This is a genomic window from Pseudomonas rossensis (assembly GCF_039888995.1).
In the GTDB taxonomy this organism is placed as follows: domain Bacteria; phylum Pseudomonadota; class Gammaproteobacteria; order Pseudomonadales; family Pseudomonadaceae; genus Aquipseudomonas; species Aquipseudomonas rossensis.
Genome location: NZ_JBBWCB010000052.1, coordinates 1 through 13,983 on the forward strand (window position 1 = coordinate 1; position 13,983 = coordinate 13,983).

Here is a 13,983-nt window from a genome sequence, read left to right on the forward strand (position 1 = left end):
CCTCGCTGGTCCGGCTGAACATCCGCCATGACCGCCGTGTTGTTGGCTGTCTGGAACAGGGAATAGCCGATGGTTATCACGACCATGGGCAAGAGATAGCCGCCGATGCCGAACGTCTCCGGCAGCACCGACAGCGTGAAGCATCCGGTCGCCATTGCCGCGAGCCCGGCGAGAGTCATGCGTTGGGCGCCAAAGCGGTCGGCAATACGGCCAGCGGGCACACCGGTCAGAGCCGCGACAAATGGCCCGACCGACAAGACCAGTCCAACCAGAACCGCATCGAGCCCCAGCCCATGCGCGAGATAGAAGGGCCCGACCACGAGTGTCGCCATCATCACGGTCGCGACGAGCAGGCTCATGGCGAGGCTGCCACTGAGCACGGGGTCGCGGAACATCGCCAATCGAATCAACGGTGAGGTGACTCGAGCCTCGGCGCACACGAAGAGGCCGACGCCGACGCCCGCCGCCAACAGCAAGGCGATGTTGATCGGCCCGAAGCTGCCTCGCCCAAGGGTCATGGCCAGCGCATAAGCGGCGAGTGTCAACGCCAGCAGCAGTGTGCCCAGCGGGTCGAAGCCAGCACGATCGGTCTTGGGCTTCGGGCGATCGGCGGGCAAGTAGCGATGCGCGAGCACTAACGTCAGCAAGCCCAGCGGTACGCTGATGAGGAAGATCGCCTGCCAGCCAAACCCGCCAATCAGCAGGCCACCGAACGACGGCCCCATCGCGGTGCCAATCGCCGACATCGTCCCGAGCAAGCCCATGGCGCTGCCGGTTTTTGCCTTCGCGACCGTCTCGCCGACAAAGGCCATGGTCAGCGCCATCATGATTGCTGCACCGATTCCCTGCAGCGCCCGGGCGCCAATCAGCATCCAGAGCGTGGGCGCAAAGCCGCACAGGGCCGACGCCAGCGTGAATAAGCCGACGCCGGCCAAAAGCAGCCGCCGACGCCCAGTGATGTCACCGAGCCGACCGACACTGACAATCACGGTGGTAATGGCCAGAAGGTAGGCGAGGACGATCCATTGCACGTGCTGGAAGGAGGCGTTGAACACCTGCGCCAGGGTCGGCAAACCCACATTGGCGATACTGGTGCCGAGCGAGGACAACAGCATCGCCAGCGAAAGACTGGCCAGCGCCCACCGAACCGACGGCGTCTGTTGCGCAAGCTGTGCGACTGCACTGATGGATTTCATTGTGTCCCTCTTTTCTGGCCACTCCCGAAGCGGAGCTATCAGAAAGCTACGCCTCGGCCTAATATGGCGGAACGCGCACCGTTTGCACTTGATACGTGCGTTCAACGCCATATCTCTCTGCCGCGGGGCGCTGCATGTCCACTCCCGATTTCAACTTGCTGATCACCCTTGATGTGCTGCTCGCCGAAGGAAGCGTGGCACGCGCCGCCAAACGCTTGCGGCTGAGCCCGTCGGCCATGAGCCGGGCGCTGGCGCGATTGCGTGAAACCACCGGCGATCCGCTGTTGGTCAGGGCCGGGCGGGGTCTGGTGCCCACCCCGCGAGCGCTCGAACTGCGCGAGCGGGTCAGTCAGCTGGTGCAGGACGCAGAAGCGGTCCTTCGGCCTGCCGAGCAACCCGACCTCAAACAGCTGAGCCGCACGTTCACGCTGCGCACCAGTGAAGGCTTTGTCGAGAATTTTGGCGTGGACCTGATTGCCCGTGTCGCCGAGCAAGCCCCTGGTGTGCGGCTGCGCTTCATGCACAAACCCGATAAAGACAGCACGTCACTGCGCGATGGGACTGTCGATCTGGAAACGGGTGTGGTGGGGAAGACCACTGGGCCGGAGTTGCGTACCCAGGGCTTGTTCCGGGACCGTTTTGTTGGCGTCGTGCGAATGGGGCATCCGCTGAGCGAAGGCGAGATGACCCCCGCGCGTTATGCGGCAGGCAGCCACATCGGCGTCTCTCGGCGGGGGCTCGACAAGGGACCCATTGATGAAGCCCTTGAGCTCCTGGAACTGGAGCGGCACATAGCAACAATCGTTGCAGGCTTCTCCACTGCGCTGGCGCTCGCCCGGGTCACTGACCTGATCGCCAGCGTTCCCGAACGGCACACCGCCAACCTGCGCACCGGCATGCACAGCTTTGCACTGCCGTTGTCTCTGCCGGCGTTCACTGTCGCCATGCTCTGGCATCCGCGGCTGGATGCCGATCCTGTGCATCGCTGGTTGCGGGGTTGCCTTCGGGATGTTTGTGCTGACTAAGAAAGTTGTCAGTTTTTTGAACTAATGTTCATTATTGAAACAATAATGTTTCACTCGTGTAACTGCTGCATGACTATTCTGGTTCTATAAAGTGAGTAATTTTGGAATAAAAATACTTTGAACTTATTAATATGCAGGCGGTTACCGAAAGCTGTCGCAAATGGGAATTAACTGCTGATGCCATTAAATAGCGCAACGCTATCAATGGTGGCCATTAACTAGTAGTGAGTATAGTTGTAACGCTTGAGTTACTTAGTATGTTTAACCTGATGAAATATAAATGATTATTTTTTGTGGTAAGCAGGCGATTTGCTGAGCAGCAACGCAGCGAGCCAGTCGGGATCCAATTAAAGTTAATGGCGAAATATTGGCGGTCGATATGTCAAAAAATAACTTCATAATAATACTGACGTTTTTCTGCTGCGGTGCTAGTGTTTCTAACTCATCTTAACCGTACTTGTCTGTCTGCAGAGGCTGTGCGTCATGCCCACTCCAACTCCACGGATTGCGATACTGGGTAATAGAATTCCAAGCTTGGATCTTCCGGAGCTTGAGCACTTCGCCGATCTGGGCAGCTTGTTGGCTGCACCCGCCTTTGATGTCCTGCTGCTGGACCTGCCAGCGGTTTATGCCGGGCGGGTGCTTCGAAAATTGCGCGTCATTCCCCCTTATCGCTACAGCCTCATTTACTGCTGCCGTGATCAGAACGACTGGTGTGAAGCCTTGGGTGATGGCGCGTGCCCTGTCGATTCCAGCGAAACAAGAACCCTCTGGGGGGTGTGGCGAGAACGTAACAGGTTGTTCACACAGGGTTCTGCCCCCGAGCGTTTTGAAAGTCGGGTGCTTTCATGGTTGTGGTTGCGCGACAACGCCCACATCTATGCCCTTCGAGACCCGGAGGTGCCTCAGCATTATCGCTATCCGTTGCTGGACGCCTTGGCTGATAACGAGCAGGTCAACTCGTTTGTCTGGCTCAGTTTGATGGTGCAGCAGGACTGGCTGGAAGAGGGGATTCTGGTCGATCGCGTTCGCCTGTGTTCGGAGTGTGGCTCGGGCCGGCTCAATTACATTGATGTGTGTGCCGAATGTCAGGCCCTGGACATTTCACGGCAGCCGTCATTGCACTGCTTTACCTGTGGGCATGTAGGGCCACAGGAATCCTTTCTCAAGGACGGGGTGTTGTTGTGCCCCAACTGCTTGAACCGGTTGCGCCATATCGGCAGTGATTACGACCGCCCTATGGAGAACTATCGCTGCCGGTCATGTCAGGCGTTTTTTGTCGATGCCGAAGTGCAGGCGCGTTGCCTGGATTGCGGCCTGTCACACACGCCTGACAAGTTGCGAGTACGCGAGGTCAGAGATTTCCGCCTGGCCGAGGCCGGCCGTTTCCGCTGCCGCCAGGAGTTCAGCGATCAAACGGTCCATCACTTCGGTCGACTCAATCTGTTAGGTGGCAAGGATTTCTATGACCTGCTGACCTGGCAGATGCAGGTCGTACGCCGCTACCAGTCGCCTGCCTTCTCACTGCTCGGTCTGCGCTTCGTCAACCTGGCCGGTACGTTGACTCGCCTGGGTGAACACCACGGCCATGCCTTCATCGATAGTGTGGCTGATCGTTTGAAGGAAACCGTCAGGGATACAGACCGCTGCTCTCGAAGTACCGAAGAGTACTTCTGGATCATGCTTCCCCATACCGATGGCAACGGCCTGGAAACCGTCAAACAACGCTTGAGCCGGGTCGCCGAGTTGTTTTCAGCACCGGAGGTCAGCGACATTTCCTTGCGTGTCGTCAGCATCACGGCACCCCAGGATCTGCTCGAACAGGAAGATGGTGAACTACTACTGGCCCGTCTGGCCAGTGAGTTGGCGTGACCGCCATGAGCCCTTTCCTGGAGCAACTCCTCAGCGCACTCAGCGGGCTCATGGGGCCGGATGGTTTGAGCCGAGTGTTTTTCATGCTTTTCCCTTTGTTTCTGATCTTTGAATTGCCCCTGATGATCATGGTGATGCTGGGGGTATTGCGCTGGTTCACACGTCGGCGCACCCGTGTACCGAAGATCAGTCTCTATCGGCCCAAGGTCTCTTGCATCATTACCTGCTACAGCGAAGGGATGGATGTTCAGACCACGCTGTTAAGCCTGTGCGAGCAGACGTACCCCGGCCACATCGAGATGATTCCGGTGGTGGACGGGGCGACGGTGAACCAGCCGACGCTCAGCGCCGTTCGCAGTTTCAACGTGGATCCGCAGTTGTACCCCAGGCGCCATTTGCGCCCGATTGCCAAATGGCAGAGGGGCGGGCGGGTGTCGTCGCTGAACGCCGGCCTGTCGCTTGCCAGCGGTGAAATCGTGATGGCGCTTGATGGTGATACGTCCTTCGACAACAACATGGTCAGCGCCATCGTGCGCCATTTCGAGGACCCGACGGTGCCTGCGGTTGCCGGTAGCCTGCGAGTGCGCAATGTCTGGGCTTCGTGGGTGACCGCGATGCAGGCGCTGGAATACCTGTTGTCCATCCACATGTCGAAAATCGGTCTGGCCGAATGGAACCTGGTCAATAACGTCTCGGGGGCCTTCGGGGCATTCCGCCGCAGCTTTCTGGTGAAAATCGGTGGCTGGAACACGCACACCGCGGAGGATCTGGACCTGACGTTGCGCATCAAGAGTTACTTCAAGCGACACGATTTGAGGATTCCCTTCGAGCCGGAAGCGATTGGACACACCGATGCACCGTCGACGCTCAGTCAGTTCCTGATGCAGCGCTTGCGCTGGGACGGCGACCTGTTTTTTCTGTACATCAGAAAGCACAACCACAACATCAACCCCAACTTGTTGGGCTGGCCGACCTTTCTGATGATCCTGCTCAGCGGCTTCTTTTTTCAGCTGGTGCTGCCGTTCCTCATCTTCAGCTACACCTTGCTGGCGTTATTTGTTCTGCCGGGCAAGACGCTGTTGTTTCTGTTTGTACTGATCTATGCGCTGTACCTGACGATCACCGCGCTGTTGTTCGGCGCCATGTTGTTGATGGTGTCCGACCGACCAGCAAAGGACATGGTCCTGGGGTTGTTGGTACCTTTCTTTCCGCTGTTCATGCTAATCCTGCGGTGCTGGAGCGCAGTGGCCATGCTCAACGAGATCTTTCGCCGGGGCCACGAAGAAAGCTCGATGGCACCGTGGTGGGTGCTTAAACGAGCCACGAGGTTTTGATTATGCGATCGATAGTTCTGCTGCTGACGCTGTCGTTGCCCCCCACGATACTGGCCGCACAACCCCTTTCGGCTCCGGCGGCGGGGGCGCCGTCGAGCCAATGGTCCCAGGCCAGTTATGTCTGGGACAGCGAAGCGTTGCTCGATCCCGATCAACGTAAGGCGGAGCTCGAGCAACTGCGTAAAGCCGGGATGGACAAGATCTACCTTGGCCTCAAGTCCTCCCAGTTGAAAGACCTTGCCACGACGCGCCAGCGGCTGGAGCAATTGCTGCAGGACGCGGCCGGCAAGGGGGTGCAAGTCAGTCTGTTGCTCGGCGATCCGGCCTGGATCGAGCCGCAGGAACGCCATCAGCTCACCGATTTACTGGCGAAGCTCAAAGGGCTTTCATTCACCAGCCTGCACCTGGACCTGGAACTCGAACAACTGGGCGTGCCGGTCCCGGATCAGCGCTTGAAGGACTTGCTCGATACCTTGCGCGCAGCCTCCGCAGCCAGCCCATGGCCGGTAGAAATCTCCAGCCATCATCGTTGGTTTGCTGAGGCAAAACCCGGGAAAACCTGTCTGCCGTGTGCGCTTCCCGAGGCGGGCGTGCGTCAGGTCAGCCTGATGATCTACACCCGTAACCCGAAAAACAGCGCACGAATGGCAGAGCAGATCGCCCAACGCTGGCCCGATCTGCAGTTTCGCCTGGCGCAAAGCACGGAGCCGCAACTGGATGCCACTGAATCCTGGGCCGGCGCGTCGACTGAGCAGTTGCAGCACCAGACCAGTGTCTGGCGCGAACAGCTGCAACCACGGGGAATTGCCGGCATTGACTGGCAAGCCTGGCGAGACTTTCCAAAACGGTGAGCCGTCATGAAAATTCGATTCGATAGTCGCAAAGAACTGAACCCCACCCAGGAACAGGGTTTGACTGTGCTCTACGCGCCGGGCAAACGCATGGCGTTTCGCGTGCGTTGGTATTTGATCCTGTTCCTGGTCGCGAGCCCCTTGATCTGGCTGGGAGGGAAGCTGGCTTACGGCATGTTGATGATCGACGCACCGGCGCAATTGCGCCTGCCGATACTTGAGGTGCGCGCGCGGGATGCCGGTCGGGTCGATCAGCTGTTCGTCATGGCCGGGGAGCAGGTCCAGATCGATCAGCCGTTGGTCAGTCTCGACAATCCCGAATGGCGTGCACGGCTCTCGCAGCTCGCCGCGATGCCGACCAAAACGGTGCCCACCACCAACACCAAACTGGACACGAGGGAGCGTCAGTTGCTCAGGACCCGAGTGAGCAGGACGGAGGAACGCGTGCAGGTGCTTGAGGACCTCGTTTTATCAGGCGCCGTCTCTCGTGGAGAAGTGCTGGCAGCCCAGTCTGAACTCGACGCTTTTAAAGCGGACCTGTTGGCGTTCGAGCGCCGCGAGCAACTGGCTCGTCAGTCACCGTTGAGCGTTGAGCGCGAGATTATTCAACAGACCGCCGAAAAACAGTGGTTGAAAACGCGCCTCGCCGCATTGTCGGTCAAGGCTACGCAGAGCGGTCGAATTGCGGAGGTGTTGGTCACGCCCGGCGAAAACGTCGGTGCGGGTACGTTGTTGATGCGCCTTGAGCGGCTGGAAGAGCCCCTGCTGTGGATTTATCTGGAACCGCTGAATATCAGCTACGCCGCGATCGGCCAGCCGCTGCGCGTTCGCATGCCCGATGGCGAGTGGTTGGCGGCCCATGTTGTCCAGGCCGTCGACAGCGCCGGTCGCACGCCGACGGTGTTGCGTGGGCCGTTCGCTACCAGCGAGATGGGCTTGCAGGTCGCTGCCCGGTTTGATCGCCCTCTGTCGCCGCGCTGGAGAATCGATCAACTGCCGTTGAATGTGCGCTTTCCCACCGACTGGCAACAAATGCTTAGTGACAGCCGTGAACTCATCGAGCAATTAGGCGACTTCATTGCAATGGACCGAACACCCACCACCGCACCGGGGAGTAAATAAATCATGACTGCTGATCGAATTCTAGTGACGGGCGGTGCCGGTTTCATCGGTTCGCACCTGGTCGAAGCACTGCTTGAAAGCGGTTATAGCGTTCGGGTACTGGACGATCTTTCCAGTGGAAAATTGTCGAATTTGCCGATTGATCGCTGCCATTTGACCCTGGTGGTGGGGGATGTCGCCGACGCGCCGACGGTGGAGCGGGCGATGAAAGACTGTAGCGCGGTGGTGCATCTGGCGGCGGTGGCCTCGGTGCAGGCGTCGGTCGATGACCCGGTCGCGACTCACCAAAGCAATTTCGTCGGTACGCTGAATATCTGCGAAGCCATGCGTCAGGCAGGCGTAAGACGAGTGGTTTACGCGTCCAGTGCGGCGATCTATGGCAACAATGGCGAGGGCATGGCGATTACCGAGGACACGCCCAAGAATCCGCTGACCCCGTATGCCGCCGACAAACTGGCCAGCGAACATTTCCTTGATTTCTATCGCCGCCAGCATGGTCTTCAACCGGTCATTCTGCGGTTTTTCAATATTTACGGACCGCGTCAGGACCCTTCATCGCCTTATTCCGGTGTCATCAGCATTTTCAGCGAGAGGGCGCAAAAAAAACTCCCCATCACGGTTTACGGTGATGGGGAGCAAACAAGGGATTTTGTTTACGTCAATGACCTCGTAAAGGTCCTGGTACAGGCGGTCGGTGAGTCAGAGCCGATTATCGAGCCGGTCAATGTCGGGTTTAACCGATCCACCAGCGTTAACGATCTGGCAGCGGCATTGAGCGAACTCCTGGGGCGACCCCTGACGTTGAACTACGACGCGCCACGTTCCGGTGACATCAAACATTCGCGCGCCGACAACAGTCGCCTGCTTGAGCGTTTTTCCTTGAACTCACCGACCTGTTTTACCGAGGGTCTGGGTCAACTGCTCAGAAGTATTGATTCCGGGGGGCGGTAGCGGCGAGCTCAGCTGCCAGCAGGTGCTCCGCCAGCACATCGTTCAGGAACGGTTTTGAGCGGAAGGCATTCGCGGCGATGGTGAATATCGACATAAGTGATGGTGGGATCATCGCTGACTGTTCCGGCCCCAGGGTGGGCAGCCACCTATACTCAGGCATATAGCCCTTGATCTGATTTCAACCCGAGAGAACCGCGATCTTGAACGTGCGTTCGCTTATCGTCGCCGTGTTGGTGGTACTGACGGGATGCGTCACGCCTGCGCCTGCGCCGGTGGAAGTGGTGCCGGTGATTGTTTCCCAAAGCACCTGGCAGATGGTTGACCGGGAGATTGTCGCGGCGTCGCAATCGGCCACCGAGCAAACCAAAATCTACGCGCGCGGTGCCATGGATTACTGGCGAACGCGGGTCTATCAATTGACCGAAGAGAACTTCATTCCCTGGTTCAGCAGTTACTGGACCCAGGAATGGCTGTCGATGAAGGTCAGCTGGTACACGCTCAGCGCCAAGGGCGAGCAGGATGCCTCGGCCAAGCGCCTGGCGGCCTATCTGCTGGAGCAATACCAACAGCGTGTGCTGGCACCGGTCGCGGTGGAGATCGATCCCGACGCGATTCTCGGCCTGGCAACGGCGTTCTACGTGGACATTCTTCAGGAAGAACTGCAGAAAACCTCCCAGCGCCACGGTGTGCCGATGGCTCAGCTCAACGGGCGGATCCAGAAAATCCCCGCCATCGCCCTGGGGCCGCCGCCTGCCCGCGACGCCTCGCTCTATCAGGTCGTGCACACCCAGCCTCTGAATACGTTGCCGGCCTATGCGGCGCTGATCGAGAAAATCCACAAGGCAGGTGGCGACAAGGGCGTTGATTCGACAGACACCGCCATGGCGCCGGTGGCCAAGCGCGCCAGCCAACGGATGGAAGCCGAAATGGTCCCGCGAGGTGCGGCCAGTGCAGTAGCCGCTGCAGCAGGAAAATTGGCCGGGGGCTTGATTTCCGTGGGTGTGGCGGGGATTCGCGCGATTATCCAGGCCAATGACCGGCCTGACAGCGAGGCATTGATTCGCAGCAGTCTGGGTAACACGTTCGACAAGGCCTGGTTGAAGCTGGTGCAAAACCCGACCACCGGCGTGATGGCCGGTACGTTGTATATGGCGGCGCAGATCGAGGGCAATCTGGCGGGGAGCGCCGAAGTACCGTCGGTCAGTTCGGGCAGCGGATCTGTCGATTGGGGGCCGACGGAATCGACTAACCAGCAGATCACCCCATAACCCAAGGAGAATGACCATGTCCTACGTTGATGGCTTCATCGCAGCCGTGCCCACCGCCAACCGCGAAAAATTCAAGAAGCACGCCGAAACCGCCGCTGTCATTTTCAAGGAAAGCGGTGCCCTCAGCGTCGCCGAATGCTGGGGCGACGACGTCCCTGACGGCAAAGTGACCTCGTTTCCGATGGCGGTAAAACTCAAGGAAGACGAAACCGTGGTGTTTTCCTGGATCGTCTGGCCGGACAAGGCTACCCGCGATGCAGGCATGGAAAAACTCATGACCGATCCGCGCATGCAGCCAGACGTCAACCCGATGCCGTTCGATGGCCAGAGGCTGATCTTTGGCGGGTTCGAAATGATCGTAAAAGCCTGAAACAAACGACAGGATCACTCCGGCGTCGGGGTGGTCCTGCAACTCTTGCGATTACGAATCTCGCTGTCCGTCGGCCGCTCTTTGATGAACTCGAAGCGCGGCTCACCTTCGTTGTAATGAACCAGCCAGCCCCATTCCAGCTCGGACTCATCCTGACCGGGTTTCGGTGGCACGGCCCACCATGGTTCCTTGCTGATGATCTCGCGCATGGCCCCCTCCAGTTGAATCGTTTGCATGAACTATAACTTGGATGTCAGGAGGTGCCAGATATGAGCGACGAATCCCATGAGCCGTTAAAACGACTGTTTTTTGCCCTGAACTGCACACCCGAGCAACGTCGGGCCATTGCCCAATGGCGCAGCGCACTTGAACTCAGGAGCGGACGCCCGGTACCGGTGGAGAACTTTCATCTGACGTTGATGTTTTTGGGCGCTGTCGAGGTGGCGCAAATCGCCGATATCTGTTCGGCTGCTGCCAATATTCGAACGCCGGGTGTGCCTTTGAAGGTTGCGCTTGATCGGCTGGATGTCTGGCGCAGGGCAGGGGTGTTGGTGCTCGCGCCAGAGCAGGCATCGCCGGAGTTGCTTCGGCTGGTGTATGCGCTTGAGCAGGCGATGCTGCCGTTCGGGTTTGAGGATTCGCCGAAGGCGTTTCGGCCGCACCTGACGCTGATGCGTGATTACCGAGTGCCGGTGCCAGAGTCCGCGACGCCGCCCGAGTTCTATCTGCGGGCCGATCACTTCACCTTGTTCGAATCCCATAAGGGCCGCTACCGAGCGCTGGCCGAGTGGCCGCTCGCTCCATCATAAAAAAAGGCGCCCGAGGAGGGCGCCCAAATTCACCTTAACCGAGGAAGCCAGGTGAGGCCGTTCTGCAGATAGGAGTGCAGCGGTGGTAAGGCGCTGCGTGAACGGAAAACAGAATTCAGGATGTCCACAACCCCCTGTAGGAACTGTCGAGTGCAACGAGGCTGCGATCTTTGGATCTTGATCCGGAAAAAACAAAATCAAAAGATCGCAGCCTCGTTGCACTCGACAGCTCCTACAGAAGCGGATTTTCGTGGTTACTTGCCGAGCTTCACTCGCGTCCACCCGCGGGTCATCACCCGCTGAACACCAATCGGCATGTCCGGAATCGCATACAACGTCGCCATCACAGCCTGCGACGGATACGACCCCGGATCATCCCGAATCGCTTCGTCCACCAAAGGTGTAGCCGCCGCGTTGGCGTTGCTGTAGCCGATGTTGTTGGTGATCTCGGCGATGATGTCCGGGCGCATCAGGAAGTTCATGAACAGGTAAGCGTTCTCGACGTTCGCTGCGTCCCGAGGAATCGCGACCATGTCGTAGAAACTGCCCGCGCCTTCCTTGGGAATGCTGTAGTCGACCTTCACCTTATCGCCAGCTTCTTGGGCGCGCGCCTTGGCTTGCAGTACATCACCGGAGTAACCGACCGCCACGCAGATGTTGCCGTTGGCCAGGTCGGAGAGGTATTTCGACGAATGGAAGTACGCCACCGAAGGGCGAATCTTCATGAACAACGCTTCAGCTTCGGCGATCTGATCCTTGTCCTGAGAATTCACCGGGTAACCCAGATAGTGCAGGGCGGCTGGGAGCATTTCCGTCGGCGAATCAAGGAAGCTGATGCCGCACGCTTTCAGCTTGGCGGCGTTTTCCGGTTTGAACAGCAAGTCCCAGGAGTTGGTTGGCGCGTTCGTGCCGAGCACTTCCTTGACCTTGTCCGGATTGAAGCCGATGCCAATCGAACCCCACATATACGGGAAGGCGTGACCGTTATCCGGGTCGCTGGCGGCAGCATTTTTCAGCAGGACCGGGTTGAGGTTTTTCCAGTTCGGCAGCTTCGACTTGTCCAGTTCCTGATAGACGCCAGCCTTGATCTGCTTGGCCAGGAAACTGTTGGACGGCACGACGATGTCGTAGCCGGATTTTCCGGCGAGCAGCCGTGCCTCAAGGGTTTCATTGCTGTCGAACACATCGTAGGTCACGCGGATGCCGGTCTCGTCTTCGAACTTTTTGACGGTGTCCGGGGCGATGTAATCCGACCAGTTGTAGACGCGCAGTACCTTGTCATTGGCCTGGGCGCCGGTGGCAATCGCGCCCAATAAGGACAGTGTCAGCAGAGTCCTGCCAAACATTTTCATCGGTACAACTCCATTCTTTTTTTATTCAATACGCAAAGCTGTGAAACGCGACGGCACTAGGCCGTCGCTTCTACCATTTGCTTTTTAGGTTGCTGCCAGGATTCGCTGGCGGTCTGGTCCATCGCTTCCTGGATCGCACGTTTACGGGTGGCTTCGGCGCGGCGGCTGAAGTACCAGACCATGAAGGTCACGATCGATACGGCGAGCAGAATCAGGCTGGCCACGGCATTGATCTCAGGCTTCACGCCCAGACGCACCGCCGAGAACACTTCCATCGGCAGGGTCGTCGAACCCGGGCCGGACACGAAACTCGCCAACACCAGGTCATCCAGCGACAGGGCAAACGACATCATGCCGCCGGCCGCCAGTGACGGCGCGATCATCGGAATGGTGATCAGGAAAAACACCTTGAACGGCTTCGCCCCGAGGTCCATGGCCGCTTCTTCGATGGACAGGTCCAGCTCACGCAAGCGCGCCGAAACCACCACCGCCACATACGCCGCACAGAACGTGGTGTGGGCGATCCAGATGGTGACGATGCCACGTTCCTGCGGCCAGCCAATCAACTGCGCCATCGCCACGAACAGCAGTAACAGCGAAAGACCGGTGATCACTTCCGGCATCACCAGCGGCGCCGTCACCAAACCACCGAACAATGTGCGGCCCTTGAAGCGCGTGACGCGAGTCAGCACAAACGCCGCCAACGTCCCCAGCGCCACCGCAGCAATCGCGGTGTAGCAGGCGATTTCCAGCGAACGCACCACCGAACCCATCAGTTGCGAGTTATCGAGCAGGCCGGCGTACCACTTGAACGACCAGCCGCCCCATACGGTTACCAGTTTCGAGGCATTGAACGAGTAGATCACCAGAATCAACATCGGCAGGTAGATAAACGATAGACCGAAAATCAGCATGAACTTTGAAAATCCGAAGCGTTTCATCCCCGTGCCTCCATCTCTTTGGCCTGACTGCGGTTGAACAGCAGAATTGGCACAATCAGGATCAACAGCATCACCACCGCCAGGGCAGACGCCACCGGCCAGTCGCGGTTATTGAAGAACTCTTGCCACAGCACGCGACCGATCATCAGGGTCTCCGGGCCGCCCAGCAGTTCCGGAATCACGAACTCACCGACCACCGGAATGAACACCAGCATGCAGCCGGCGATGATCCCGTTCTTGGCCAACGGCACGGTGATTTTCCAGAAGTTGTTGAAGTTGCTCGAACCCAGGTCCGAACCCGCTTCCAGAAGGCTTTGATCGTGCTTGACCAGGTTGGCGTACAGCGGCAGCACCATGAATGGCAGATACGCATACACCACGCCGATATACACAGCGGTGTTGGTGTTGAGAATCTCGACCGGGTGCGACGTCAGCCCGGTCCACATCAGGAAGCCGTTGAGCAAACCGTTGTTGCTGAGAATGCCCATCCACGCGTAGACGCGGATCAGGATCGCCGTCCAGGTCGGCATCATGATCAGCAGCAGCAAGACGTTTTGCGATTCCTTGCTGGCCTTGGTGATGGCGTAGGCCATCGGAAAACCGATCACCAGGCACATCAGCGTGCTGAAGAAGGCGACCTTCAACGAGCCAAAGTAGGCCGAGATGTACAGCTCATCCTGGGTCAGCAGACTGTAGTTGCCGAGGTTCAGCAGCAGCTGAAATTTCTGCTCGGCGAAGGTGTAGATCTCCGAGTAAGGCGGAATGGCCAGGGCCGCTTCCGAGAAGCTGATCTTCATCACCAGGAAGAATGGCAACATGAAGAACAGGAACAGCCACAGGAAAGGAACCCCGATGACGAGCTTTCGACCACTCGGCATCAGCCGCATAAACT

The 13,983-nt window shown here is 58.5% G+C and carries 14 protein-coding genes; 9 read left to right on the forward strand and 5 right to left on the reverse strand.

Going from position 1 to position 13,983, the window contains the following annotated elements; all coding sequences use genetic code 11:
• Window positions 1-1,196 (reverse strand): MFS transporter (locus WLY71_RS15650; protein WP_347804252.1); only part of this gene is annotated, 1,196 nt, incomplete at its 3' end.
• Window positions 1,197-1,330: 134 nt separating this feature from the next.
• On the opposite strand from WLY71_RS15650, the gene WLY71_RS15655 reads away from it, so the two are divergent.
• From WLY71_RS15655 to WLY71_RS15690, 8 genes are all read left to right on the forward strand, one after another.
• On the forward strand, window positions 1,331-2,221 hold the full coding sequence (locus WLY71_RS15655; RefSeq protein WP_347804253.1) for a LysR family transcriptional regulator: 891 nt from the start codon (window positions 1,331-1,333) through the stop codon (window positions 2,219-2,221).
• A 483-nt stretch (window positions 2,222-2,704) separates the two neighbouring features.
• Window positions 2,705-4,093 (forward strand): TackOD1 domain-containing metal-binding protein, encoded by a 1,389-nt coding sequence (locus WLY71_RS15660; protein ID WP_347804254.1) that lies wholly within the window; start codon window positions 2,705-2,707, stop codon window positions 4,091-4,093.
• 5 nt (window positions 4,094-4,098) lie between these two features.
• A complete protein-coding gene (locus WLY71_RS15665; RefSeq protein ID WP_347804255.1) occupies window positions 4,099-5,427 on the forward strand; it encodes a glycosyltransferase family 2 protein in 1,329 nt (442 codons plus the stop codon).
• Window positions 5,428-5,429: 2 nt separating this feature from the next.
• Window positions 5,430-6,278 carry a hypothetical protein gene (locus WLY71_RS15670; RefSeq protein ID WP_347804256.1) on the forward strand — a complete coding sequence of 283 codons (849 nt, stop codon included), beginning with the start codon at window positions 5,430-5,432 and terminating at the stop codon, window positions 6,276-6,278.
• Window positions 6,279-6,284: 6 nt separating this feature from the next.
• Window positions 6,285-7,400 (forward strand): HlyD family secretion protein, encoded by a 1,116-nt coding sequence (locus WLY71_RS15675; protein WP_347804257.1) that lies wholly within the window; start codon window positions 6,285-6,287, stop codon window positions 7,398-7,400.
• 3 nt (window positions 7,401-7,403) lie between these two features.
• Window positions 7,404-8,351, forward strand: a complete 948-nt coding sequence (locus WLY71_RS15680; RefSeq protein WP_347804258.1) for an NAD-dependent epimerase/dehydratase family protein — start codon at window positions 7,404-7,406, stop codon at window positions 8,349-8,351.
• Between the two features lie 200 nt (window positions 8,352-8,551).
• Window positions 8,552-9,619 carry a hypothetical protein gene (locus WLY71_RS15685; protein ID WP_347804259.1) on the forward strand — a complete coding sequence of 356 codons (1,068 nt, stop codon included), beginning with the start codon at window positions 8,552-8,554 and terminating at the stop codon, window positions 9,617-9,619.
• 16 nt (window positions 9,620-9,635) lie between these two features.
• Window positions 9,636-9,989 (forward strand): DUF1428 domain-containing protein, encoded by a 354-nt coding sequence (locus WLY71_RS15690; RefSeq protein ID WP_347804260.1) that lies wholly within the window; start codon window positions 9,636-9,638, stop codon window positions 9,987-9,989.
• 14 nt (window positions 9,990-10,003) lie between these two features.
• Here WLY71_RS15690 and WLY71_RS15695 read toward each other — a convergent pair whose 3' ends face one another.
• Window positions 10,004-10,198 carry a hypothetical protein gene (locus WLY71_RS15695; RefSeq protein WP_008151815.1) on the reverse strand — a complete coding sequence of 65 codons (195 nt, stop codon included), beginning with the start codon at window positions 10,196-10,198 and terminating at the stop codon, window positions 10,004-10,006.
• 60 nt (window positions 10,199-10,258) lie between these two features.
• Here WLY71_RS15695 and thpR point away from each other — a divergent pair, with 60 nt between their 5' ends.
• Complete coding sequence (gene thpR, locus WLY71_RS15700) at window positions 10,259-10,798, forward strand: RNA 2',3'-cyclic phosphodiesterase (protein WP_347804261.1); 540 nt, start codon at window positions 10,259-10,261, stop codon at window positions 10,796-10,798.
• 254 nt (window positions 10,799-11,052) lie between these two features.
• Here thpR and WLY71_RS15705 read toward each other — a convergent pair whose 3' ends face one another.
• From WLY71_RS15705 to WLY71_RS15715, 3 genes are read right to left on the reverse strand one after another with little or no spacing between them, the layout of a single operon-like run.
• Window positions 11,053-12,150: a polyamine ABC transporter substrate-binding protein gene (locus WLY71_RS15705; protein WP_347804262.1), complete on the reverse strand. Its 1,098-nt coding sequence runs from the start codon at window positions 12,148-12,150 to the stop codon at window positions 11,053-11,055.
• A 56-nt stretch (window positions 12,151-12,206) separates the two neighbouring features.
• On the reverse strand, window positions 12,207-13,091 hold the full coding sequence (locus tag WLY71_RS15710; protein WP_347804263.1) for an ABC transporter permease subunit: 885 nt from the start codon (window positions 13,089-13,091) through the stop codon (window positions 12,207-12,209).
• On the reverse strand, window positions 13,088-13,969 hold the full coding sequence (locus WLY71_RS15715; RefSeq protein WP_347804283.1) for an ABC transporter permease subunit: 882 nt from the start codon (window positions 13,967-13,969) through the stop codon (window positions 13,088-13,090). The genes WLY71_RS15710 and WLY71_RS15715 overlap by 4 nt, the downstream gene beginning before the upstream one ends.
• Between the last annotated feature and the right edge of the window lie 14 nt (window positions 13,970-13,983).